Origin of the sequence: Synechocystis sp. PCC 6803 substr. PCC-P, assembly GCF_000284455.1 — a bacterium.
GTDB lineage: Bacteria > Cyanobacteriota > Cyanobacteriia > Cyanobacteriales > Microcystaceae > Synechocystis.
The window spans coordinates 421,837-445,065 of the sequence record NC_017039.1 but is presented as its reverse complement, the minus strand read 5'-3'; the positions used below and the strand labels follow the sequence as shown (position 1 = coordinate 445,065).

Below are 23,229 nucleotides of genomic sequence, written 5' to 3'. Positions count from 1 at the left end.
TCCTATCTAAGTTAAACAGATGCAACAAGCTTCCCCCACGGCGATCGCCAGAATTTTGGATGCCAATTTGAACCGGGCCCGGGAAGGGTTGCGGACGGTGGAGGAATGGTGTCGTTTTGCCCTGGAAAATCGGGAACTGGCGGAGGAATGTAAACAACTGCGGCAAGCTTTGGCTCCTTGGCACCAGGATGATCTGCGGGCGGCCCGGGACACCCCTAATGATGTGGGCACCCAGTTGACCCATGCCCAGGAAGCTCTGCGTACTGATGTGCGAGCTCTGTTACAAGCCAATCTCTGTCGGGTAGAAGAGGCGTTAAGGGTGCTGGAGGAGTACGGCAAACTGCGAGACCCGGCCATGGGAGCCTGTTGTAAGCAGTTACGCTATCGGGTTTATGCCTTGGAAAGTGGGTTGTTGGGATCCAAATTAGTACAAAGATTGCAACAATGTTCCCTTTACCTAGTCACTTCTCCCCAGGAAAATCTGCTAGCTACAGTGGAAGCGGCTCTGCAAGGGGGATTAAAGTTAGTCCAGTACCGGGATAAAGATGCGGAGGATCAGTTACGGTGGCAACGGGCTAAGGATTTACGGGAATTGTGCCGACAGTATGAAGCGCTGTTTCTAGTCAACGACCGGGTCGATTTAGCCCTAGCGGTGGATGCCGATGGGGTGCATTTGGGACAGCAGGATTTACCCATAGCGGTGGCTCGTCAACTATTGGGCCCTGATAAAATCATTGGTCGCTCCACCACCAATCCAGAAGAAATGGCCAAGGCGATCGCCGAAGGAGCAGACTACATTGGCGTGGGCCCTGTCTATGCCACTCCTACTAAAGCTGGGAAAAAACCCGCTGGTTTGGAGTATGTGCAGTATGCGGTCACCAACTCTCCGGTCCCTTGGTTTGCCATTGGCGGCATTGACGGGGAGAACTTAGGGGAAGTAATGGAGGCCGGGGCAACCCAGGTGGCGATCGTCCGGGCCATCATGGAGACCACCAATCCCACCCAGGCCACAGCGCAACTGTTAACCCAACTAAGCAGGATAAATCCTTAGGCGACGGTTGGGTTCATCGCCAAAGCTATCCGACTGCAAACGGTAATGTTCCACCAGTTCATGTTGCATTTTCCGCACATGGGGCGATCGGGGTAGCAGCTCCACCGGTTGCCCTGTGGGAATGACAATTTGCTCCACAGCTAACCTGGCTTCCTCCAGCGCTTCCAATTCGTCGTTACTGCCACTGCGGGTGAACAAACGTAGATCCGCCGCTTCGGCTTTGTGGGGTTCATCCATGCCCAAAATCCGTTTCAGGGCCCGGCTAATTTGGGGAATGGTGTTGGATTTAACCCCATAAATAGGCACCTGGATGCCCTTGGCCATCTGTCGTAATTTTTGGTTGCCCTTGACGTGGGAACGCAGGGCTAACACTGCATCGGCCTGGTGTACATCCTTGGTAACCGCCACCGGTAATTGCAAGATATCAATCACCTGGTCTAACTGCGATCGCCCGACGCCATAGGGATAAACATAAACCGGTAAATCTTCGCCGTTGGGCCCCGGCACCCGGATCTTTGGTTCATCATCTCCTTCCCACTGTTGCCAGGACTGCTCCAGTAACCGCTCAAAATCTCGCACTTGGTCAGCGTTGGCATGGAGGGGAGCTTGGGGTTTCATCCGCCCAGTGGAACGTAAACCCGTAGGTCTTGGGCGCAACTGTCGATCGTCCACTAAACCCAAGGAAAAATAGGGAGGGGGTTGGGGCGTTCTTTCCTGGGGCTGGGCTTCCACCGTTTCGATTTGTAGCTCCCCTTGCTCATTCATATACCGCAACTGTTCCACCGGAGGCCGGCCCCGCAACAGATTATCAATGGTCAAGGCCACATCGCTGTGGATAGTCCATTTTTGCCGCTCCAACATCTCCACCGCCATGGAAAAAGTCGGGGGAGCTTTCCTTTCCAGCACAGTTTTTTGGGAACCCCGCCGCCGGGCTTCCTCATCCCCAAGAGTCACTGCTTGGATACCCCCCACCAGGTCGGAAAGGGTGGGATTTTTAATCAAATTTTCTAGACGGTTACCGTGGGCTGTGCCCACCAACTGCACTCCCCGTTCGGCAATGGTGCGGGCAGCTAAAGCTTCCAATTCCGTACCAATTTCGTCGATGACGATCACTTCCGGCATATGGTTTTCCACTGCCTCAATCATCACCTGATGTTGCAGTTCTGGCCTAGCCACCTGCATTCTCCGGGCCCGACCGATCGCCGGATGGGGAATGTCCCCGTCCCCAGCAATTTCGTTGGAAGTGTCGATGATCACCACCCGTTTGTGCAAATCATCCGCTAGTACCCGGGCAATTTCCCGTAGGGCAGTGGTTTTTCCCACCCCCGGTCGCCCGAGCAGCAGTAACGATTCCCCTGTTTCCACCAGGTCTTGGATGAGGTTAATGGTGCCGAACACCGCCCGGCCTACCCGACAGGTCAAGCCGATAATTTCGTTGGTGCGGTTGCGGATGGCACTGATGCGGTGCAGGGTCCTTTCAATGCCAGCCCGGTTATCACTGCTAAATAGCCCTACCCGGTCAATGGCGTACTGTAAATCCTCCTTGGCGATCGGTTCATGGCCCAAATAGACTGCAGTGCCGGGAAAACGTGCTTCCGGTAAGCGCCCTAGGTCCATGACTACTTCCACTAACTGTTGCCGCTGGGGGTGTTCGGCGATGATGGCTTGGATGGGTTTGGGCAGAATACTTAATAATTGTTCGAGGTCGTCAACGGGGTAATCCTGATGGGCCAGGCTAAGTTCCGACATTATGATGGTAAGGGCTGGGTTTATAGAATTTTCTAATTACCTACGAAGATAACAAAGGAATCTCCAGAATTGGCATAATTTCTGGGAAAATCAACTAGTAATGTTGAAGGGTAGTGATTCCCACCGTAGTCAAAGAAAATCTTAATCAGGAATCGCCCCAAACCAAGGGGACTAAAAATGAAAACTACCACACACAGCAGGGCTATGGGCCAATCAGCTTCTGGCGATCGCCGGGGTTTGTCGAGATCTTTGCTGAACAAATTGATGGCGGTGGGCATGGGATTGACCTTGGCTAGTTTCAGTATGGCCCCCGCCTTTGCCCAAACCCTGAGCGAAAAAATTGTCGCCATGGAAAAAGCCCGGGAACAGGAGTTTGCCGCCTATTTTGGTGAAAGTCTGGCCGAAGTGACCCAAACCCCAGAAGATATTGCCCTTACTCTGCAGAAAATCACGGCAGAAACCGGCAAAAAACCAGCAGTGTTGTGGATTATTCCGGAAAAAGAATTTTTACATTTAGTACTAGTCACCCCTGACCTAGACCCCATTGTGGTGGATTTGCATGACGTACCGGAGGCGGTATTAAGGCCTGTGGTGTCAACTTTTCAGCGGGAATTGCAACTCTCCCAAACCGTCAATCGCCGGGAGGCATCCCAGCAATTGTACCAATGGATTATTGCCCCCTATGCTGAAACCCTAGAAGCCCAAGGCATTGACACCCTGCTCTTTTGTCTGGGCAATGGGGTGCGGGGTTTACCCATGGCGGCCCTATTTGATGGGGAGGAATATCTCCTGGAGAAATATAGCCTGACCAACATTCCGGCTTTCAATTTAATTGACAGTAACTATAAACCACTCCAGCCCGGCAATATTTTGGCCATGGGGGCATCGGAGTTTGCTGACCAAAGTCCTTTGCCGGCAGTGCCAGTGGAATTGGAAAATATTGTCTGGGAAATGGCAATCAATCGTCCGGCGGCAGACCGTTGGCAGGCAGAAACCTTCCTCAACCAGGATTTTACGGTCGATCGCCTGCAAAAGGAGCTAGAGCAAAAACGTCCCAGCATTGTTCATTTAGCCACCCATTCTTCCTTCCGCTCCGGTAAACCAGCCAACTCCTATATCGAATTTTGGAACGATAAATTGGCTTTAAACAAAGTCAGTCAAATAAATTGGCAATCTTCAGCGGTGGAATTATTGGTGCTCAGTGCTTGCCAAACCGCCCTCGGGGACGACCAAGCGGAACTGGGTTTTGCTGGCCTAGCCCTCAAAGCCGGGGTTAAATCGGCCGTCGCCAGTTTTTGGAACGTAGACGATGCTGCTACCCTAGTGCTGATGACTGAGTTCTACCGTCAATTGGGTCAAACTTCCACCAAGGCCGAAGCCCTGCGCCAAGCCCAACTGAAAATGCTCCGAGGAGAATTAACTGCTGGACTGGAACAATCGGGCATTTCCCGGGGGGCGATCGCCTTACCCCCATCCCTAATCAATCTGGGGCAAACGAATTTTTCGGCTCCTTACTACTGGGCATCCTTCACTATGCTTAGTAGTCCTTGGTAACTATTTAGTAAGCATCTTAGTGAGCATCGGTAACCCATTTATTTCCTGATAATTTCCTCTGTCACTCCAGGGGGAAAATGGTTGGAACCTGACAGATTCCACCCATGGATGGGGGTGTTTGGACTCAATGTTATGATCTATTTAATACCCTCTCCTATCTTAGTTTTTGGCAATGGCTTCTGTTTCCTCCCAGCCTGGTAACAGTCCTTCTCTTTCTGTCCCGGAATCCAGCATTGTTTCTTCCCCTCAGCAGATCAGCGCCCAGAGGAGTATTGCCTCCGCCGACGTCGTCTCTCCCCGTATCCCCGCCGCTAACACAGCCCAAATTATCAAACTCCAGCATCACTTGGAAGGGCACCAGGGGCAACGGTTGATTTTGGTCATCCAGGACTTTCCTGACCCTGACGCTCTCTCTAGTGCCTGGGCATTTCAACTGATTGCAGCCCAGTACGAAATTCAGTGCGATATTGTCTATGCAGGCACCCTTTCCCACCAGGAAAATATTGCTTTAGTGAAGTTAACCGGCCTGCCTGCCAAGCGCTGGGGGCCGCAAATGCTCAAGGATATTGACCTCTCTGATTACCAAGGCTGTGTGCTGGTGGATAGCCAGGGCACCAATAGTCAACTGATGCCTTTAGTACAGGAAGCTAATATTCCCGTTGTGGTGATTATTGATCACCATAGTCCGCAGGACGAGGTAGAAGCGGAAGGTGCCTTTGTGGATATTCGTCCCAGCAGTCGTTCCACTGCCACCATTTTGACGGAATATCTCCAGGGGGGCATGTTGGATTTCAACAGCAGTAACCCCACCCACGTAAAATGCGCCACGGCCTTGATGCATGGACTGCGTTCTGACACCATCAATTTACTTCAGGCCCAGGAAGCGGAGTTTATGGCGGCAGCCTACCTCAGTCGCATTTATGATGCCCAGTTACTCAATGCGGTGTTACAATCAGCCCGCTCCAAACGGGTGATGGAAGTAATAGAGCGGTCTTTGCAAAACCGAGTCGTACAAAATAACTTTTCTTTGGCGGGGGTAGGTTATCTCCGCTACGAAGAACGGGACGCCATTCCCCAAGCGGCGGACTTTTTGGTTTCAGAGGAGAACGTACACACTGCTTTGGTTTACGGTATTGTCCATGACCGGGCCAATGATATTGAGTTGGTCATTGGTTCCCTCCGCACCAATAAGTTGACCCTAGACCCCGATGAATTTTTAAAAGATAGTCTCGGCATGGATGGTACAGGACGCTACTATGGCGGTGGCCGGGATATGGCCGGCGGCTTTGAAATTCCGGTGGGCTTCCTAACAGGATGCAATGACCAGGCGGAATATACCAAACTCAAATGGGAAGTGTTCGATCGCCAGTTGAAGCAAAAGTTTTTCCGCTTAATTAACCCAGACCATCGGGTGGTGCATTCTTAATTTCAGCTAAGACTTGATTGCACTCTAGGGAAAATTCATTTTTTTCAAACCAAACCATGGTTAACCTAAATCGACAAATTGCCGATGGGGTCCTGGGCGAGAAACATGCGGTCGGTGGGCAGGGGAGCCACCGGTTCCGTGAGGGCAAAGGTGCCAGCGTCTAGCCAAGCTTTGAGGGTTTCCGCCACTTCCCTGGAGCGGGCAATGCTGGCCAAGGGAGCCACCCGCACCGTTTTGCCTTCGATGGTAATTTTGCCGCTTTTGAGTTGGCCGTAGGTAACCAAACCAAAGGTGGGCCTGACCCGACGGGGAATGGAAAAATCCACCACCGGAGCCACGATGTCCTCATCTTTGACAGCACATTGCTCAATTACCTGTTCATTCAACACAGGAATGGGCACCCCCACCCCCAACATTAAAGAAGGACCATAGTTTTTTAGATAACAACCTCGCACCCAATGGGCATCCATTTGTTTGGCATCCCCAATGAGGGCTAGGGTAGCCGCCGGGCCGATGGGGGTGTGGTTGGGCAAACGTTTTTGCAGAGGAAAATGTTGGGTGCCTTCCCAGGCAATGTAACCGACACCGCCCCCCAGGAAGATTTTGGTGCCAATGCCGATCGCCTGGAGGAGAGGATCGTTAAACAGGGGACCAATGGCGCCTGGGTTGGAATAAACCGCATTGCCCAAGCGGGGTTGCAGGGGCCCCAGGTAAGTGTATAACAGGCGATCGCCACCGTTGACGCCCACGATAAAATTTTGGTAAAGATTGCGGGGATTGTAGAGGTAGAACTGATTAATTCGGTCGGTGCTAATCACCGTTTCCAAGGTAGTGCGGGGATAGCAGTCGGTGCCCTGGCCCACAGCCCGCAGGGGAATACTCTTACCAGCAATGAGATCTTCAATGATATGGCCGCCGCCCCTTTCCGCCACCCCGTCCCCTTCGTTGGGATTATCGCCAGTGTTGGTAATGTCTGCCGCCGCTGTTGCTCCTAAATATAAATCCACTGCTCCAAAGCCAGCGTAGGCCGGAATGCCATCTAGCCAGCATTGACGAATTTTAATCGGCGGGTCCGTTTGTCCAAGGTTGATCACCGCCCCGGAGGATTCCATTGGTTCAAAAGTTCCTGTGCAGACCACGTCTACCATGGCCGCCACCTTGGCCACCCCCAGTTCTGCCACCTGGGCTTTAACCTGTTCTGCCGTCCAAACCGTAGCTTTACCCCGGCGGAGTTTGTCATTAATCTCGGCGATCGTCGCCATGGCGATGGCCCTACTAAAACTTTTCGAGCCAGTCGAAAATCCGGTCTAATTCTTCCAAACTAATTAGCCCATACTGCCAGAGAATAATGGGTAGATTGTTACTATTGTCAATGGCGTTGCAAGCGGTGCGCTCGGCGATCGCCAGGGATTCTGCCGGCAGGGAAAGGTCTTGGCGGAGAAAATTTAAAAGATTCTGATAGTAGTTAGTTTGACTCATGGGGGACGGAAAAAAATTTATAAAATTTGGACTCTATTTCGGGTTGGCTAGCTAAGCTCAGCCAAAATTCTCACTACGGCCATTGCAACAATCCGTCCAACTCCGTCGTCGCTGAATGACAATGGATAGGAGGACTAACTTTTTATTCCACACACCCAAACATCGGCGGTTTCGGCCAGGGGCAACAATGGAGCCCAGTCCGAGCAACTAAAACTTTGCAACCATTCTAGGACTGAAGTCCCGTAGACAAATTCAGGCAGACCACAGGTTATGTAATAGCCTAGGACAGTCCCATCTGCTTGCAATCTATCTTGCGATATATTCGGGCTTTGGAACCACCGCAATAGTTAAATAAAGCTTAAGGTTCCGCAGTAAGGCTGGTGAAATAGGCAATGTTTTGCCTCGGGCTATTATAGATACCACACTCCCACCCGAAAAGCTAGTCAACAAAAATTTTCTGCAACAAAGTTTGATGCTGAAGGGCAGATTTTTGCAAGAACTCTACCCCGGTAGAGGGTTGTCTTTGCCGGAAATGTCCCTGCCAAACCTGGCTGAGTTCGTTGCTATCCCTGGGTAAATCCGCCAATTCCCGGCCCGGTAGTCCCACCTCTGCGATTAAACGACTAACTTTAGGGTCATAACTAAGGGCAAAGCAGGCACTGCCCTCCGCCGCGGCCATGATTAAACTGTGGAGCCGCATGCCAATGGTGAATTCCGCCCCCCGGAACAAACCTTTACATTCCCTGGGGTCGGGGCGGTAAAGAATTTCATGACTCCCCGGCAATTCCACGGCGATCGCTTCGGCAATGGCCAAATCCTGGGATTTTTGTAGGGGAATGAGCCGCACATGGGTTTGGGTCTGGTGTTGAAAATCCCTTAGGGCTTCGGTAATGACCGCCAAGCGTTCCAAGGTTAACAAAGGATGGGCCCGCAAATTCACCGCCACCATGGGCAAAGGGCTGGGGGAAGAAGACGCATTTTCAGCGGCTAAAGACCACACCGGATCCGCCGCTAAAAAAGCCTTTAAGCCCCATTGTTTAACTAATTGCAAAGAAGCTTGATCCCGTACGCTGATGCCGCTACAACCCCGGAGCACCTGTTGGGTAAACCAGCGCAACGGCGGCCTTCTAAGGGGGCCAATGCCCTGGGCCCAGGCAATGGTTTTTAAACGCCGCATCTGGGCGATCGCCATCAAACCACCGTAGTATAGGGGACTAACCACGCTGGTCACATCCTGCATCAAACTGCCTCCCCCCCAGATAAAACCGTCACATTGACCCAAAAGCTGCCAAATTTTGCCCCAGTCTCGGTTGTAGTGGGCTTTAACACCGTATCTCGCTGTGGTGACCTGGGGATTGGCGGAGAGCACCACTGGCTCCACCGTCGCAGGAAGCATTTGCAGCAAACAGACTAAAAGGGCTTCATCCCCAGCATTGTCTTGGCCGTAGTAACCACACAGAATGACACGCATTGTTATCGGACTATTTCCTCTTGTGAACTCGCTGGCAATGGGGAAGAATTTGTTTAATCATCTTTTGGGATAACTATGGCCTTTTTGCAAACCTGGCTGGCAGACTATCAAATTCCCCTCACTCTGGCAGTTATTGTTTTTGCGCTGGTGATGTTTGTGTTGGAGTGGTTACCCATCGACACCACCGCCATTCTGGTGGCTGTAATTTTAATGGTGTTGGGTTTGGTCACCCCCACGGAGGGGATTGCGGGGTTTAGCAATTCCGCCACCGTCACCATCATGGCCATGTTTATTTTAAGCTACGGCATTACCCGCACCGGCATTATCCAAATTATTCGCGATAGCCTGATCAAATTTGGCGGCGATAGTTTACGCAGACAACTTTTACTGATGGGGTTTATCGTCGGCCCCAGCTCTGCCTTTCTCAACAACACGGCGATCGTGGCGATCTTTTTGCCCATCATTGAAGAGTGGGCCAGGCAAAGACAAATCTCCGTTTCCAAACTATTAATTCCCCTCTCCTACGCCACCATTCTGGGGGGAATGATTACCCTCCTGGGTACTTCCACCAATATTCTTGCCAGCGGTTTGGCAGAAAAATTGACTGGCCAGGGGTTTAGCATTTTCCAATTCACTCCCCTGGGCTTACTCACTTTCAGTGTTGGTTTGATCTACATTGTCCTAGCGGCCCCGATACTCTTACCGGCTAGACGTAATATTTCCGATGGCAATGTGGCGGCGGAGTATCAAATTAAAGACTATGTCAGCGAAATTATTATTCCTCCCCGTTCTAGCCTGATTGGTCAAACCCTGCGGCAGAGCGAAATTCAGCGTAAATTTGACATTGATGTGTTGGAAATTATCCATAACGATACCCATTTTCCCCAACCGTTGGCGGATCGGGTGTTGACCATGGGGGATATTTTGCTGGTGCGGGCGGGGCGGGAAGATTTACTCAGAATTAAGGACGAACGAGGTATTGAAATCCTGGCCGATGTGCAATTTGTTAGCGCCGAAACCAATAATGCAGGGCCTCTGGAATCTTCCGAAGAAAAGGTGGCGGAGGTGTTAATTCTCTCTAACTCCCGTTTAATTGGTTCCACCCTGAAGGATTTACGCTTTCGTCAACGCTATAACGCCACAGTGATTGCCATTCGCCGGGGGGAGGAATTAATTCGCCAGCGCTTGGGAAAGGTGCGCCTCAAGTTTGGCGATTTACTACTACTCCAGGGACCTAGGGAAAGTTTCCTTGGTTTGCAGACTACTAGGGAATTGTTGGTATTGGAAGAAAAACCCTTGGATAATCTCCGTCTTGATAAGGCCAAAACGGCGATCGCCATTGTGGCTTTGGTCATTGTCATCGCAGGATTGGATATTTTGCCCATTAGCGTCACCAGTTGGGCCGGGGTAATGGCCATGGTGATTAGTGGTTGCCTGAAGCCGGGGGAAATTTATGGTGCTATCCGTTGGGATGTGATTTTTCTGTTGGCAGGGTTAATTCCCCTAGGCACTGCCATGGAAAATTCCGGCACCACCGCCTGGTTTGCTAGCTTTTTGGCCGATGCAGGAGGCCACCTTTCTGGCTACGCTCTATTGCTCTTGTTTTATCTTGCCACAGCTCTGCTAACGGAAATTTTGTCCAACAATGCCACCGTGGTGTTGATGTTACCCATTGCCTTCCAAGTGGCCCAAAGCTTGGGTTTAAATCCGTTAGCGTTTATGTTTGTGGTTACCTTTGCCGCTTCCAATAGCTTTATGTCCCCCATTGGCTACCAAACCAACACCATGGTCTATGGCCCTGGGGGTTACCGTTTTACAGATTTTGCCCGCATTGGCGCTCCTTTGACTGTTATCCTCACCCTAGCCACACCCCTATTGGTAATGCTGATTTACGGTGTCCAGCCAACAAATTAAACCCCTTCTCCATGGCCAAACTAAATCTTGCCCATCGTCTCGATCGCCTGCCGCACTTTGAATGGTGGCTCTGGCTGGGCATTTTTTGCCTGGGGCTGATAGGGACGTTAAACCATGCTCCTTGGCGGGATGAGGTCAATGGCTGGCTAATTGGCCGGGATAGTGTTGATTTTGCTGATTTTTGGCGTAATGTGCGCTACGAAGGCCATCCCCTGCTTTGGTATGGGTTGCTCTGGTTGTTGAATCAACTGACCCCCAACTTGCTGGCCATGCAGCTATTTCATCTCGCTCTGGCCATGGCGGCGATCGCCGTTTTTCTGCGTTACAGCCCCTTTCCCCGTTGGCAAAAGTTAATTTTCTCCCTTGGCTATTTGCCTTTTTATGAATATTTACTGATCAGTCGTAACTATGCGTTGGGATTACTGGGATTGTTCGCCTTTTGTGCCCTATTTCCCCGCAGAAAGCAAACCTATTTACCTCTGGCTTTCTGTTTAGCCTTCATGGCCAACAGCAATGCCTATGCCCTCATGATTAGTGTCTGCTTGGCGATCGCCTTGGGGGGGGAATGGATTTGGCAAAAACCCTTGGGAGTGACGTTACAGGCCCCTTGGTGGGACAGGTTGCTTAGTATTTTATTCTTCGCTGCGGCTGTGGCCCTGTCGGTGGTGGTAATGGTACAACCAGGGGACAGCACCCTCCATGGTGGGGCAGACCAATGGATTTTGCAATGGGATTGGTATCGTTTAGGGCAAGCATTGAGCCGAGTTTGGAATGGTTACATTACGATTTTAGTCCCTTCCGATCGCCGACCGTTGGATCTGGGAATTTTCAGCATTTTTTCCCTCATCCTGTTCACAATTTGGTCCTTATATTTTAGCGATTATCCACTGATTTTATTATTTTATTGGTTGGGCAGTGGCGCTATTTTACTATTTACCTACGGTAGATTTTTGGGAGCTCCTCGGCATTTTGGCAGTCTATATTTGGTTTTAATTGCTAGTTATTGGTTGAAGTTTTACCTCTCTCCCAATCCCCTGTTGAAAGAAAAAGTTCTATCTAGGGCTAAACAATGGAGTCAAAAACTAGTCCCTTATTTATTTACTTTAATTTTAGTTTGTCAATTAATCGGCGGTTTAGTAGGATACGGCAGGGACTTACTTTTGCCCTATTCTGCTAGTCGAGCAGTGGCCAATTATTTAGTTGATCAAGGCCTACAAGAAGCAACTTTAGTAGGCAGTAACGATTTTATGGCCAGTCCCATTGCTGCCCACTTAAACAGAAAAATTTATTATCCAGAAAGTCGCGCTTTAGGTAGTTTTGTGATTTTTACCGCCGAACGACAGGAAGTGAATCAACAGCAAATTTTGCAACAAATTGATCAACAATTGGGACTTAAGCTAAGCCCACCGATAATTCTGATTTTAAACACTCCTTTAGAAGTAAGCCAGCCCGGTTTAAGCATTACTCCCTTGGCAGAATTTCGCCATAGCTTTATTCAAGAAGAGCAGTATTATCTTTACCAAATTAATCGGCAAAACTAAAGTGACAGTTACGACCAGCTTTTTTCGCTTTAAATAAAGCCTGATCTGCCCAGTCAATTAACTGTTTTGGTGGTACATTAGGGAGCGGCACCATGGTGGCACTACCAATGCTGAGGGTGAGATAGGGTTGGATAATGGAACTGCGGTGGGGAATTTGGGCCTGTTTAAACACACTTTGGAGATGAATTACCACATTTTGACAGCCTTGCTTGTTGGTTTGGGGTAATACCAGGGCGAATTCTTCCCCCCCATAACGGGCCGTTAAATCCGTTCCCCGACGCATTACTTTTTTGAGCAAATTGGCTACTTTTTTTAAGCATTCATCCCCTTCTAAATGACCATAGGTGTCGTTATATTGTTTAAAAAAATCGATGTCGCACAAAATTAAACTGAGATATTGATGATGCTTGGCCAATTTTTGCCATTGTTGCTCTAAAAAGTGGTCTAAATAGCGGCGATTAGCAATGCCTGTGAGCCCATCCATGTTAGCTAGGTAATGCACTTGGGCAAATAGGGCCGATTGTTGAATGGCGATCGCCACTTGACTGCTGAGATGGCACAAAAATTCTATTTCCCAGGGCAACCATGACCGTTTTTGGTCTCCGACCCGGACAACCAATTGCCCCCAAAGGCAATCCTCTTGATGGGGCTTTTGGGGCCGGATAGGGATTATAAGCACCCCGTCTTTAGCCCTGGGCCCCAAGGTTATTTCGTCCAGGGGAAGTTGACGGAGGGAATTGATAGTTTGGCAAGGAATCGGTTCCGTTGGTTCACCGTTGGAATCCGGTCCCCGCTCGGGGATATGACGGCGATCGCCATTGGCTGGGAGGGAAGAACTCGGGGCCGCCACCAGAATTCTGCTTGCCCTGGGGGAATAGCAACGGTAAATAACCACTTGGTCTGCCTGGAGAAATTTACGTACCTCATCCACAGTGGTCTGCAAAATAACCGATAAATCCAAGGACTGGCGAATTTCTTCCAGAATGCGGGCCATTAATCGTTCCCGTTCAATCTGTACCTGCAATTCTCGCCGAGCTTTTTTCCTTTCCAAAGCATAGAGAATTGATTTGGCAATCTGACTTTCCCGCAGGTGTTCCTTAACTAAATAATCCTCCGCTCCCTTTTGTAAGGCCGCCAAACCCATGTTTAAGTCTGTGGCCGCCGTTAGCACAATAATGGGAATATGGGGCGCAAACTTCTGCACGGTCCTCAAGGCTTCAATCCCCTGGCCATCGGGTAAAAATAAATCTAGTAAAATGGTGTCGAAAATACCACTCTGGAGGCGATTAACGCCCTGGGCTAGGGTCCGGGTCACCTGGAGCTGTACCGCAAAAAAAGATTGACTTTCCAGTAAAACCTTGAGCAATTCCACCTGGCATTGCTGATCTTCAATCAGTAAAACGTGCAGTCTGCGCTGGTAAAAAGTCACAAAAGTTCGCAGATATTCCGAAGTAGGGGTTAGCTGGGGTAATGGCGGTAGGCAAGAAACTTTCTCAGAACGCTGAAATTATCTGATAGTGAGGCTTAGGGAGTTCAAAATTTCTGGAGTTTTCTCAGCGACTAAAAGCCCTTGCGACAAAGCATTGAGAGAGATACAGAACTTTTGCCCATAAATAAATTCTAACATCGGCCTAACCAACCCTGCCCCGGCAAATCAACGGAAGAAAATATAAATTAGACGGTACACTGAAAGCCTATCTTCATATTTTTTTCCTGTTAGTACCATTTAGTACCATGGCTCAAACTCCCCTCCGCATTGGCATTGCTGGCCCTGTGGGCTCTGGCAAAACGGCCCTTTTGGAAGCCCTCTGCAAAGCCTTGAGGCAAAAATATCAATTGGCTGTGGTCACTAACGATATTTACACTCAGGAAGATGCCCAATTTTTAGTCCGAGCGGAAGCCCTCACCCCCGATCGCATCCTTGGGGTAGAAACTGGAGGGTGTCCCCACACGGCCATTCGAGAAGATGCTAGTCTCAACCTAGCGGCGATCGCCGATTTAGAGGCCCGTTTTATGCCCCTGGATATGGTGTTTTTGGAGAGTGGGGGAGATAATTTAGCAGCCACCTTTAGCCCGGAATTGGTGGATTTAACCCTCTATGTCATTGACGTAGCGGCGGGGGACAAAATTCCCCGTAAGGGCGGCCCAGGCATTACCAAATCAGATTTATTGGTGATTAATAAGATTGATTTAGCACCGATGGTGGGGGCAGATTTGGGAATCATGGATCGGGATGCAAAAAAAATGCGGGGGGAAAAACCCTTTGTCTTTACTAACTTGAAAACAGCCACTGGATTAAGTACCGTGGTAGATTTTGTTGAACATTATTTACCAACTAAGGTTTTGGCAAGTTAATTAATTCAAGCTTAAGAGCCTTTTTAAAAAGTTGAGTTTTGGCTGTTTAATCCCCCCTAGCCCCCCTTAGAAAGGGGGGAACTCTTACAAAAGACCCCCAGTATTGCCGGAGCTTTAGTGAGGAGATTTAGGGGGCAGAATAAAACTTTTCAAATAAGTTCTAACGCTAGTAGTTCAAAGACTTAAGTAAACTTTAACCGACAGTCAACAAGCTGCTGATAAGTCATCAGTTAATCTACTTATTTGTTGAGCAACTATTTGATAAAGGTGATTTTGAGGGGATAGCGGTACCGGATTCCTTCATTGGCTTTAATGGCCGCCATAATTGTTACTACTAAGTCAAAAATCAAAACACCAATTAAAAGGGGAATGCCAATTAATAAGAGAATCAAGACGGCGGAAACAATCACATAAATTAAGATACTAATTTGGAAATTTAACGCTTCCTTAGCCTGATCATTAACAAATTCGGACTCATCTTTTTTCATTAGCCACACCACCAAAGGACCGATGATGTTACCAAAAGGGATCAAGTAGCCGGCAAAGGTGCTCAGATGGGCGATCATGGCCCAATTTCTGCTTTCTGGATCCACTTGGTTGGGTTGGTTAGTCATAATTGGTATTCCACTGTGTATATTTGGTTAACATTGGACCATTGTACAGAGACTTTTCCATAGCCAAAGCTGGTTTATCCCCAGTTTAAGTTACGCCATTATGTCCAACAGATTTTGAAGTTAATTTTAAAGTTAAATTTTGCCATTAAGCTTGATAAAACTTAATAGAAAAATTGTTTTGTTTCTGACCAAACCATGGTTTATGCCCCTCGCCCATTGCCGTCCCGTTCCTTGCCCGTACCGGCCAGCGTTAGCCCAGCCTTAAAAAAGGCGATCGCCCAATCGTTGCAAGGGGCCATGGAAGCAATCAAAAATATCCCGCCTCTGGAGGATAAACCAGCCTGGCAAACTCTCATTGCCGCCTATGACCAAGCTAGCCAAGTTTTATGGCAAAAATTACGGCAACAATTTCCGGTGACGTTGACCAAGAAAAGCATCGCCGGGGTAAATGTTTATCGAGTGACTCCTCCAATCATTAGTCCGGAAAATAGCCAAAGAATTTGGGTGCATCTCCACGGGGGCGGTTACGCTTTGGCCGGCGGAGAACTGGGGACGGGGGAAGCAGTCTTAGCGGCCCACTACGGTCAGGTGGGAGTAATTAGTATTGATTACCGTCAGCCACCCAATTACCCTTTTCCAGCGGCATTGGAAGATGCTTTGGTCATGTGGCAGGAGTTGGTGAAAACCCATGATGTTAATCGGTTAGCCCTGTTCGGTACCTCTGCGGGGGGCGGTTTATTGCTAGCCCTGGTTTGTCAACTGCGGCAACTTAATTTGCCCCTACCAGCGGCGATCGCCCCTTTGTCCCCCTGGGTAGATTTAACCAAAACTGGAGATACCCACTTCACCAATGAATATGTTGACCGCACTGCCATTAGCTACGACGGTCTGATTGAAGGTTTGGCCCGACTTTATGCGGGAGAATTACCCCTCACCCATCCGCTTATTTCACCTATTTACAATGATTTAGCTGGTTTACCTCCTACCCTACTCATTAGTGGTACTAGAGATTTATTGCTGAGCGACACGGCCCGACTACAAAGAAAACTGAGACAAAACAAGGTGCCGGTGGATTTACAGCTATTTGAAGGTCTTTCCCATGCTGAATATCTCTACGAATTTGACACACCGGAATCGGCAGAGGTTTTTAGGGAACTGAGCCAATTTTTTAACCGGCATTTACAAAAGTAAGGGGTAGATAGTTTGTTATCTTGGGTAAAAATGACTCTGTTTTTGCCCTTTGTCCTGCCCAGGCAGCGTTAATTATGTCTAACCGCCCAGGAAAGTTACTTTTTGCTGGATTGATGGGTTTAGCCCTCGCTTTCCCCTTTGGTATTTCCCCCTCCTATGGCTCCACGGTTAAATCTTCCTCCCAGTTAATAGCCCTAAAGTTTCCTCAAGCAAATACTGACCGAGGACAAACGGCCACCAGTGGGGGTGGGGGAGTCAGACAAACTAGCGGTGGTAGTTGTTTAACCAAGGCTAACTTACCCTTTCAGCTTTTAATTCCCGGTGATTATAACCAAGGCAGCGGCTTCCACAATACCGCCAACAAAGAAACTTTTATCTATGCCTATGTGCCTCCCCAGTCGGAGGTGACAGCCAAGGTACAGTTGGCAGACCCCATTACTAAGGCGCAAAATCAAACGACTTTCGCTGTGTCGAAGGAAGGGGGCATTGTTCGTTTCCCTGTTACCTTGCCGGATAATGCCATTAAGGATGATTTTTATAACGTTACTTTGACCCTTATTTGTGATGCCAATAACGCCGCAGATAATCTCACAGTGGAGCTGACAGTGAACTATACTCCCCTAGCTCCTTCCCCCACTAAGCCTGATTCTTCCCTAGCAAAGGCGGCATTTTATGCGGAACAGGGCCTGTGGTTGGATGCCCTGAATGCCCTAGCGGCGATCGCCAAGGAGGAACCCGAAGAATGGCAGGAATTTCTGGAGTCGGGGGGATTTAAAACCTGGGCGGAGGCCCCCGTGGTGGAATGTTGCCAAATGGTCAAAACTTCCGCCTCTGCTAACTGACCACCGGAGAAAACTAAAGGAAATACCAGAGAACATTAATGGGTTGGACCATACCGTCAGCTTGGAAAAGGTTTGTTTGGCAATCCCGGGGTATTTGGATTGCGACCCCTGCTGTGACGGCCATGGTGATTTTGCTCCGCTTTACAGGGCTTTTACAGGTGCTGGAATGGCAGAGCTACGATGCTGGGGTAAGGCTTTTACCAAGGCACGAAGATGACCGCATTGTCATTGTCGGCATTGATGAACAGGACGTCACCTACCTCAACACCCCCATCATTGATGATCAACTGCTGGCCAAAATTCTGACCAAGCTGAAGGCCCAACAACCAGCGGCGATCGGGCTGGATCTCTACCGGGATTTACCCATGCCACCGGGCACAGACGAGTTAGCGGCAGTATTCACCAGTACCCCTAATTTGGTGGGCATTGAGAAGGTAGCGGGTAAACCGGGCATTGAAACCGTTAATCCCCCACCATTGTTGAAGGAAAATAATCAAGTCGGAGCCAATGATTTGATCATTGATGCCGACAATATTGTCCGCCGGGGCTTTATTTATTTGGTGCGGGACGGGGAACCCCATTACAGCTTTGGGCTACATCTGGCTCTGCATTTTTTAGATAGCCTAAAAATTTATCCGGAACCGGTGCGGGAGGGCAGTGATGACTTTCGCCTAAACCAAGTGACATTTTCCCCTCTCCAGTCGGACAGCGGTGGTTATATTCGAGCGGATGATGGGGGCTTTCAATTACTGATTGATTATCAATCCACTTTTCCCAAAGTTTCCCTCACTGATGTGTTGGAGGATAAACTGCCGGCGGATTGGGGCAAGGGCAAAATCATCCTCTTGGGTAAGGTGGGGGAAAGCTTCAAGGATTTATATTTCACCCCCAATAGCAGTACTTTTGGTTTGTCCAGAGCCGTGCCGGGGGTGGAGATCCACGGCAATATCATCAGCCAAATCCTTAACGCTGGCATGGAAGGTCAACCCCTCCTGAAAAGTTGGTCTGAACCGGTGGAATGGCTTTGGGTAGGGCTCTGGTCTTTTTTCGGAGCGGTGATTACCTGGCAGTTACGCTATGCTACCCGTCGTTCCGGAGGGCAATGGTTGCCGATCGCCGCCATTGTGGGCAGCTTAGGAGCGTTACTGGCCATTAGCTATGGCGCATTGCTGGCTGGGTGGTGGTTGCCCGTTATTCCCCCCATGTTGGGTTTATTAGGATCGGGGGTATTTATTGTCACCTGGATGGCCCGGGCTGGGGTCCAAGTCCGCAACACTTTTGGCCGTTATTTGACCGATCAAGTGGTGGCCACCCTACTGGAAAACCCCGAAGGACTAAAAATGGGAGGCGATCGCCGTCCCATCACTATCCTTACTTCAGATTTAAGGGGATTTACTAGCACCTCCGAAGGATTAAACCCCGAGGAAGTGGTTAAGGTTTTAAATATCTACTTTGGCAAAATGGCCGATGTCATTACCCACCATGGCGGCACCATTGACGAATTTATGGGGGACGGCATTTTGGTGCTATTTGGGGCTCCCACTTCCCAGCAAGACGACGCGCTGCGGGCGGTGGCCTGTGGGGTGGAAATGCAACTGGCCCTACGGGAAGTAAATCAACAGGTGACGGGATTGGGGCTACAACCTTTAGAAATGGGCATTGGCATCAATACCGGCGAAGTGGTAGTGGGCAACATTGGTTCTGAAAAGCGCACCAAGTATGGCGTGGTGGGAGCACAAGTTAACCTCACCTATCGTATTGAGTCCTACACCACCGGGGGACAAATTTTCATTTCCTCCACTACCCTAGAGGCCGCTGGCGATCGGGTTCACGTTAACGGGAACAGAACCGTGCAACCCAAAGGAGTGAAGGATCCCGTCGTCATTTGGGACGTGGCCGGTGTGGGGGAGCCCTATAATCTCTCCTTAGCGGTGGAAGAACAAAAATATGTTCCCATCCCCCAGCCCCTATCCCTGGAATACATCTGCTTGGAAGGAAAACATATCACCGACGCAGTAATTCCCGGTACGTTGCAGCAAATCTCCGCTAAAGGGGGATTTATTCAGATTTCTCCAAACCACAACTGTCCAGAGGGTCTAACCAATATTAAAATTAACCTGAGAGAAGACGGAGAGCCAGGAAAAACACCGGCACTCTACGCCAAAGTATTAGACTTAGCCCCTGGGGAAAGTCACGGTTTTTACGTCCATTTTTCTGCAATGCCCACCGACATCGCCCAGCGTTTTTATCAACTTTACCAAGGAGCACTGGCCCAGCCCGCGGCCATTGCTTCCGCTCAGGGGGGCTAGATTGTGGCCGCTAACCTAACCTTTCTTGGCTCCGGCTCTGCTTTCACGGTGGGGGCGGACAATTTTCAATCCAATGCCATTCTCACCCTCGATAACGGCAAAAAGTTCCTAATTGATTGTGGCACCGACATTCGTTTTTCCCTCTACGCCCTCGGCCTGAGTCATCGGGACATCACCGATATCTACGTTAGCCATCTCCATTCAGACCATGTGGGGGGATTAGAATACGTTGGTTTTAGCACCATGTTTGACCCCAACTGCGGCAAACCCAACTTATATCTAAGTCAGGATATTGCGGCGGATTTATGGGAGCGTTCCCTGGCCGGGGGGATGGAAGCCATTGAAGGAGGAATGACGGAAGTTGATAGCTATTTTCAGATCCACGCCTTGGGACCAGGAGAAACGTTCACTTGGGAAAATGTTAACTTCCAATTAATTAAGCTCAACCATGTGGATACGGGGTCAATGTTGATGCCCGCCTATGGTCTTTTTTTCACGGTCAATCACTTCCAAGTTTTCTTTAGCAACGACACCAAATTTAGCTACGATCGCCTGCAGGAATATTTTCATCGGGCCGATATCATTTTCCATGATTGCGAAATTTCCCCCTATCCCAGCCCCGTCCACGCCCATTACAACGAGTTGCGTAAACTGCCCGCCGCCATCAAAGCAAAAATGTGGCTCTATGGCTACCAACCGGGGCCATTGCCGCCCGCGTTGGAAGATGGCTTTCTGGGCTTTGTTAAGCGGGGTCAACGGTTTGACTTAGTTTAACCCCCAGCATCGGAGCCAAATTCTAGGGGCCATACCAAAGTCTTTACTGCCTGGGTAACAGTGGCTAAGCACCGTACAAATATGGGGTAAACTTTATCCTAAACCCTTCCCAATCCCATCTTTGCCCATGCTCGGCGGTCAATATTATCTCATTGCATTTATTTTGGCGGTGATTGTGGTTTGGTTCACGACACCATTGATTAACCATTGGGGACGGAGGGCCGGTTATGTAGACCAACCCAGTGCTCGCAAAATGCATCATCGACCCATGGTGCGCCTAGGGGGAGTATCCATTTTCCTCGGTAGCTTAGTGGCCCTGTTGGTGGTTTGGAATCTTGGGGCCTTCGGTGCCATGAGTACCAAAGGGGAATGGGAAGTCTGGGGCGTAGTGCTGGGGGGTTTAGCCTTTTTTGGCATTGGTTTATTTGATGACCTGTTCGATCTGAGTCCTTTTTCCCGTTTATTGGCCCAGGTGGCGATCGCCTCGGTGGTGTGGAATATGGGAGTCAGAATTGACTTTTTTACCCTGCCCTTCCTGGGAAACTTGGTGTACCTAAACATTTTAAGTTTGCCTATTACGGTGATTTGGTTAGTGGGTTTGGCCAACGCCATTAACTGGATTGACGGCTTGGATGGTTTAGCAGCGGGGGTCTGTGGCATTGCCGCAGTGGTGCTATTTGTCCTCTGTTTGTTTATGGAACAATCGGAGGCGGCCTTGATTGCAGCAGCCCTGGCCGGGGGGGCCCTGGGTTTTTTGCGCTATAACTTCAATCCTGCCCAGATTTTCATGGGGGATGGGGGAGCCTACTTTATGGGTTTTACCTTGGGGGCCGTAGCAGTAATTGGCCTGGTGAAAGTGGCAGCCATGGCCACGGTGGCGGTGACGGCGGTTTTATTGCCCTATCTGGTGCTGGCGGTGCCAATTTTAGATATGTCGGTGGTGATTCTCTCCCGGGTTATTAAGGGAAAATCCCCCTTTAAGGCGGATAAGGGTCACCTGCACCATCGTTTGATCAATGCCGGTATTTCCCATCGTCTAACGGTACTGTTTATCTATGCTCTTACTCTCTGGGCCGGTAGCCTAGCTTTGGGATTTTCCAATATTCCCAGCGGTTGGGGCTTTGCCATTGGCGCCACTGTGCTGTTGATTTATCTCGGCTGGCAAGTGTGGCGTAATAGTCGCAATGTGGGGGAACAGGACTGAATTTATTGCCATGCCCAACATTTTAATCGTGGAAGATGACCAGGAAATCGCCCAGCTAATCAGGGAAACGTTGGAGCGAGAACAGTTTACCTGCATTGTCACCAATGATGGAGAAACTGGTTTAAGAATTTTCCAGGAACAGGTTCCAGATTTAATTGTGTTGGATTTGATGTTACCCAAATTGGATGGACTGGAAGTTTGTACCCGCATTCGCCAACAACCGGGCAGCAAAGACCCCTATATTCTGATGTTGACCGCCAAAGGGGAGGAGATCGACCGCATTATTGGCCTCTCCACCGGGGCCGATGATTATTTGGTCAAACCCTTCAGTCCGAGGGAATTGGTCGCTAGGGTACGGGCCCTATTGCGGCGGCAATTGCGCCAGGGGCAACCAGTGGGACAAATTTATCGTACAAACCATTTTCAGGTGGACCTAGACCAACATCAGGCGAGTCGTTACCAGGGCGATCGCCAGGAAGAGTTGGAGTTGACCGGGTTGGAATTTAATTTATTAGCTACGTTTATGAGCTATCCGGGGCGGGTCTGGAATCGGACCCAATTAATTGAAAAGTTGTGGGGCAATGATTTTTTTGGCGATGAACGGGTGGTGGATACCCACATTCGTCGATTACGCAAGAAAATTGAACCGGACCCCGCTAATCCTACTTTTATTAAAACGGTGATCGGTTTGGGCTATAAGTTTGAAGACCCTGATTAAGGGGCGGTTTTGGTTCCCATGGTTGGCTTAGGCAGGTAGACCTTCTGTCCAGAAACCTACAACGCATTAGCATTTTTGTGGTCGTTATAGTCACTTCAATTAACGATGAGAGAATTTAATGTAAAATTATGGGGTGTACAAAATGAACAGGTTTAAACAATGGCTTACAGTTTAGATTTAAGGCAAAGGGTAGTAGCTTATATAGAAGCTGGAGGAAAAATAACTGAGGCTTCCAAGATATATAAAATAGGAAAAGCCTCGATATACAGATGGTTAAATAGAGTAGATTTAAGCCCAACAAAAGTAGAGCGTCGCCATAGGAAATTAGACTGGGAAGCTCTAAAAAAAGACGTAGAAGAAAATCCCGATGCAAGATTGATAGACAGAGCCAAGAAATTTGGAGTGAGGCCGAGTGTCGTATATTACGCATTAAAGAAAATGAAAATAAACAGAAAAAAAAAGAACTACGTTATCGAGAAAGAAACCGGGAGGAACGAGTTAAGTACTATAGAATGTTAAGAGAACTAATCAAGCTCTATGGTAGTCAAGCTATAGTTTACATAGATGAATCTGGATTCGAAGCAATCCAGGCTTGTATTTATGCCTGGTCAAAAAAAGGAAAAAAAGTTTATGGAGATAGACAAGGAAAAAGGGGAGTCAGAGAAAATCTAGTAGCAGGGAGAAGAAAAGGAAAAAAAGATTTGATTGCACCGATGGTTTTTACTGGGAGTTTGAATGCAGAAGGCTTTGAAGGATGGTTAAAATTATATTTACTACCCTCCCTCGACATTCCATCAATATTAATAATGGATAATGCTCCTATTCATCGTAAAACTGCCATTAAAGAATTGGCTAAAGAAGCAGGTCATGAAGTTCTTTTTTTGCCGAAATATTCTCCTGATTTAAATGATATTGAGCATGACTTTAGTGCCTTGAAACGAGCTAGAATGTACGCTCCTATTGACACGTCTCTTGATGAAATTATCCGTTCTTACTGTGGCGTTTAGCGTCTCAGCCTTATTTGAAACTACTATACT

Annotated in this window: 20 protein-coding genes; 14 read left to right on the top strand and 6 right to left on the bottom strand. The window is 49.0% G+C overall.

All coding sequences use genetic code 11. The annotated features are described in order from the left end of the window. The first annotated feature begins 19 nt into the window (after positions 1–19). Complete coding sequence (locus SYNPCCP_RS02105; protein WP_010871611.1) at positions 20–1,051, top strand: thiamine phosphate synthase; 1,032 nt, start codon at positions 20–22, stop codon at positions 1,049–1,051. Here SYNPCCP_RS02105 and SYNPCCP_RS02100 read toward each other — a convergent pair. Then, positions 1,031–2,800 carry a R3H domain-containing nucleic acid-binding protein gene (locus SYNPCCP_RS02100; RefSeq protein ID WP_010871610.1) on the bottom strand — a complete coding sequence of 590 codons (1,770 nt, stop codon included), beginning with the start codon at positions 2,798–2,800 and terminating at the stop codon, positions 1,031–1,033. The genes SYNPCCP_RS02105 and SYNPCCP_RS02100 overlap by 21 nt on opposite strands. Positions 2,801–2,977: 177 nt before the next feature. On the opposite strand from SYNPCCP_RS02100, the gene SYNPCCP_RS02095 reads away from it, so the two are divergent. Further along, the gene (locus tag SYNPCCP_RS02095) at positions 2,978–4,354 is read left to right on the top strand and encodes a CHAT domain-containing protein (RefSeq protein WP_010871609.1); all 1,377 of its coding nucleotides are present in this window, start codon (positions 2,978–2,980) and stop codon (positions 4,352–4,354) included. A 172-nt stretch (positions 4,355–4,526) separates the two neighbouring features. Next, the gene (locus tag SYNPCCP_RS02090) at positions 4,527–5,780 is read left to right on the top strand and encodes a bifunctional oligoribonuclease/PAP phosphatase NrnA (RefSeq protein ID WP_010871608.1); all 1,254 of its coding nucleotides are present in this window, start codon (positions 4,527–4,529) and stop codon (positions 5,778–5,780) included. A 65-nt stretch (positions 5,781–5,845) separates the two neighbouring features. Here SYNPCCP_RS02090 and SYNPCCP_RS02085 read toward each other — a convergent pair whose 3' ends face one another. The 3 genes from SYNPCCP_RS02085 to csaB form a co-directional block, all read right to left on the bottom strand. Next, complete coding sequence (locus SYNPCCP_RS02085; protein WP_010871607.1) at positions 5,846–7,042, bottom strand: homocysteine biosynthesis protein; 1,197 nt, start codon at positions 7,040–7,042, stop codon at positions 5,846–5,848. A gap of 13 nt (positions 7,043–7,055) precedes the next feature. Next, positions 7,056–7,259 carry a DUF2949 domain-containing protein gene (locus tag SYNPCCP_RS02080; RefSeq protein ID WP_010871606.1) on the bottom strand — a complete coding sequence of 68 codons (204 nt, stop codon included), beginning with the start codon at positions 7,257–7,259 and terminating at the stop codon, positions 7,056–7,058. Between the two features lie 439 nt (positions 7,260–7,698). Then, positions 7,699–8,730, bottom strand: a complete 1,032-nt coding sequence (csaB, locus tag SYNPCCP_RS02075; RefSeq protein ID WP_010871605.1) for a polysaccharide pyruvyl transferase CsaB — start codon at positions 8,728–8,730, stop codon at positions 7,699–7,701. 75 nt (positions 8,731–8,805) lie between these two features. Between csaB and SYNPCCP_RS02070 the strand changes: the two genes are divergently transcribed. After that, positions 8,806–10,644, top strand: a complete 1,839-nt coding sequence (locus SYNPCCP_RS02070) for an SLC13 family permease (protein ID WP_010871604.1) — start codon at positions 8,806–8,808, stop codon at positions 10,642–10,644. An 11-nt stretch (positions 10,645–10,655) separates the two neighbouring features. Beyond that, positions 10,656–12,185 (top strand): hypothetical protein, encoded by a 1,530-nt coding sequence (locus SYNPCCP_RS02065; protein ID WP_010871603.1) that lies wholly within the window; start codon positions 10,656–10,658, stop codon positions 12,183–12,185. Here SYNPCCP_RS02065 and rre8 read toward each other — a convergent pair. Beyond that, the gene (gene rre8 / locus SYNPCCP_RS02060; protein WP_010871602.1) at positions 12,169–13,614 is read right to left on the bottom strand and encodes a high salinity-induced biofilm formation responseregulaton Rre8; all 1,446 of its coding nucleotides are present in this window, start codon (positions 13,612–13,614) and stop codon (positions 12,169–12,171) included. The genes SYNPCCP_RS02065 and rre8 overlap by 17 nt on opposite strands. 305 nt (positions 13,615–13,919) lie before the next feature. On the opposite strand from rre8, the gene ureG reads away from it, so the two are divergent. After that, entirely contained in the window at positions 13,920–14,540 is a 621-nt protein-coding gene (ureG, locus tag SYNPCCP_RS02055) for an urease accessory protein UreG (protein WP_010871601.1), read from the top strand. A gap of 254 nt (positions 14,541–14,794) precedes the next feature. On the opposite strand, the gene SYNPCCP_RS02050 is transcribed toward ureG, so the two are convergent. Continuing rightward, positions 14,795–15,154, bottom strand: a complete 360-nt coding sequence (locus tag SYNPCCP_RS02050) for a DUF4870 domain-containing protein (RefSeq protein WP_010871600.1) — start codon at positions 15,152–15,154, stop codon at positions 14,795–14,797. A 195-nt stretch (positions 15,155–15,349) separates the two neighbouring features. Here SYNPCCP_RS02050 and SYNPCCP_RS02045 point away from each other — a divergent pair, with 195 nt between their 5' ends. From SYNPCCP_RS02045 to SYNPCCP_RS16665, 8 genes are all read left to right on the top strand, one after another. Further along, the gene (locus SYNPCCP_RS02045; protein WP_010871599.1) at positions 15,350–16,345 is read left to right on the top strand and encodes an alpha/beta hydrolase; all 996 of its coding nucleotides are present in this window, start codon (positions 15,350–15,352) and stop codon (positions 16,343–16,345) included. Between the two features lie 74 nt (positions 16,346–16,419). Continuing rightward, positions 16,420–17,187 carry a DUF928 domain-containing protein gene (locus SYNPCCP_RS02040; RefSeq protein WP_010871598.1) on the top strand — a complete coding sequence of 256 codons (768 nt, stop codon included), beginning with the start codon at positions 16,420–16,422 and terminating at the stop codon, positions 17,185–17,187. 38 nt (positions 17,188–17,225) lie between these two features. Further along, entirely contained in the window at positions 17,226–19,496 is a 2,271-nt protein-coding gene (locus SYNPCCP_RS02035; protein ID WP_010871597.1) for a CHASE2 domain-containing protein, read from the top strand. A 3-nt stretch (positions 19,497–19,499) separates the two neighbouring features. Beyond that, positions 19,500–20,270: an MBL fold metallo-hydrolase gene (locus SYNPCCP_RS02030; RefSeq protein ID WP_010871596.1), complete on the top strand. Its 771-nt coding sequence runs from the start codon at positions 19,500–19,502 to the stop codon at positions 20,268–20,270. A gap of 127 nt (positions 20,271–20,397) precedes the next feature. Beyond that, complete coding sequence (locus tag SYNPCCP_RS02025) at positions 20,398–21,474, top strand: glycosyltransferase family 4 protein (protein WP_010871595.1); 1,077 nt, start codon at positions 20,398–20,400, stop codon at positions 21,472–21,474. Continuing rightward, positions 21,455–22,192, top strand: a complete 738-nt coding sequence (locus SYNPCCP_RS02020) for a response regulator transcription factor (RefSeq protein WP_010871594.1) — start codon at positions 21,455–21,457, stop codon at positions 22,190–22,192. The genes SYNPCCP_RS02025 and SYNPCCP_RS02020 overlap by 20 nt, the downstream gene beginning before the upstream one ends. Before the next feature lie 159 nt (positions 22,193–22,351). Then, the gene (locus SYNPCCP_RS17535; RefSeq protein ID WP_010871593.1) at positions 22,352–22,711 is read left to right on the top strand and encodes an IS630 transposase-related protein; all 360 of its coding nucleotides are present in this window, start codon (positions 22,352–22,354) and stop codon (positions 22,709–22,711) included. Then, entirely contained in the window at positions 22,612–23,199 is a 588-nt protein-coding gene (locus tag SYNPCCP_RS16665) for a transposase (protein ID WP_308417040.1), read from the top strand. The genes SYNPCCP_RS17535 and SYNPCCP_RS16665 overlap by 100 nt, the downstream gene beginning before the upstream one ends. The last annotated feature ends 30 nt before the right edge of the window (positions 23,200–23,229 follow it).

Bases quoted from the DNA above. Each gene is read 5' to 3' on its own strand.
- SYNPCCP_RS02105 (WP_010871611.1), top strand. From the start codon at position 20: ATGCAACAAGCTTCCCCCACGGCGATCGCCAGAATTTTGGATGCCAAT.
- SYNPCCP_RS02100 (WP_010871610.1), bottom strand. From the start codon at position 2,800: ATGTCGGAACTTAGCCTGGCCCATCAGGATTACCCCGTTGACGACCTC.
- SYNPCCP_RS02095 (WP_010871609.1), top strand. From the start codon at position 2,978: ATGAAAACTACCACACACAGCAGGGCTATGGGCCAATCAGCTTCTGGC.
- SYNPCCP_RS02090 (WP_010871608.1), top strand. From the start codon at position 4,527: ATGGCTTCTGTTTCCTCCCAGCCTGGTAACAGTCCTTCTCTTTCTGTC.
- SYNPCCP_RS02085 (WP_010871607.1), bottom strand. From the start codon at position 7,042: ATGGCGACGATCGCCGAGATTAATGACAAACTCCGCCGGGGTAAAGCT.
- SYNPCCP_RS02080 (WP_010871606.1), bottom strand. From the start codon at position 7,259: ATGAGTCAAACTAACTACTATCAGAATCTTTTAAATTTTCTCCGCCAA.
- csaB (WP_010871605.1), bottom strand. From the start codon at position 8,730: ATGCGTGTCATTCTGTGTGGTTACTACGGCCAAGACAATGCTGGGGAT.
- SYNPCCP_RS02070 (WP_010871604.1), top strand. From the start codon at position 8,806: ATGGCCTTTTTGCAAACCTGGCTGGCAGACTATCAAATTCCCCTCACT.
- SYNPCCP_RS02065 (WP_010871603.1), top strand. From the start codon at position 10,656: ATGGCCAAACTAAATCTTGCCCATCGTCTCGATCGCCTGCCGCACTTT.
- ureG (WP_010871601.1), top strand. From the start codon at position 13,920: ATGGCTCAAACTCCCCTCCGCATTGGCATTGCTGGCCCTGTGGGCTCT.
- SYNPCCP_RS02050 (WP_010871600.1), bottom strand. From the start codon at position 15,154: ATGACTAACCAACCCAACCAAGTGGATCCAGAAAGCAGAAATTGGGCC.
- SYNPCCP_RS02045 (WP_010871599.1), top strand. From the start codon at position 15,350: ATGGTTTATGCCCCTCGCCCATTGCCGTCCCGTTCCTTGCCCGTACCG.
- SYNPCCP_RS02040 (WP_010871598.1), top strand. From the start codon at position 16,420: ATGTCTAACCGCCCAGGAAAGTTACTTTTTGCTGGATTGATGGGTTTA.
- SYNPCCP_RS02035 (WP_010871597.1), top strand. From the start codon at position 17,226: ATGGGTTGGACCATACCGTCAGCTTGGAAAAGGTTTGTTTGGCAATCC.
- SYNPCCP_RS02025 (WP_010871595.1), top strand. From the start codon at position 20,398: ATGCTCGGCGGTCAATATTATCTCATTGCATTTATTTTGGCGGTGATT.
- SYNPCCP_RS02020 (WP_010871594.1), top strand. From the start codon at position 21,455: ATGTGGGGGAACAGGACTGAATTTATTGCCATGCCCAACATTTTAATC.
- SYNPCCP_RS17535 (WP_010871593.1), top strand. From the start codon at position 22,352: ATGGCTTACAGTTTAGATTTAAGGCAAAGGGTAGTAGCTTATATAGAA.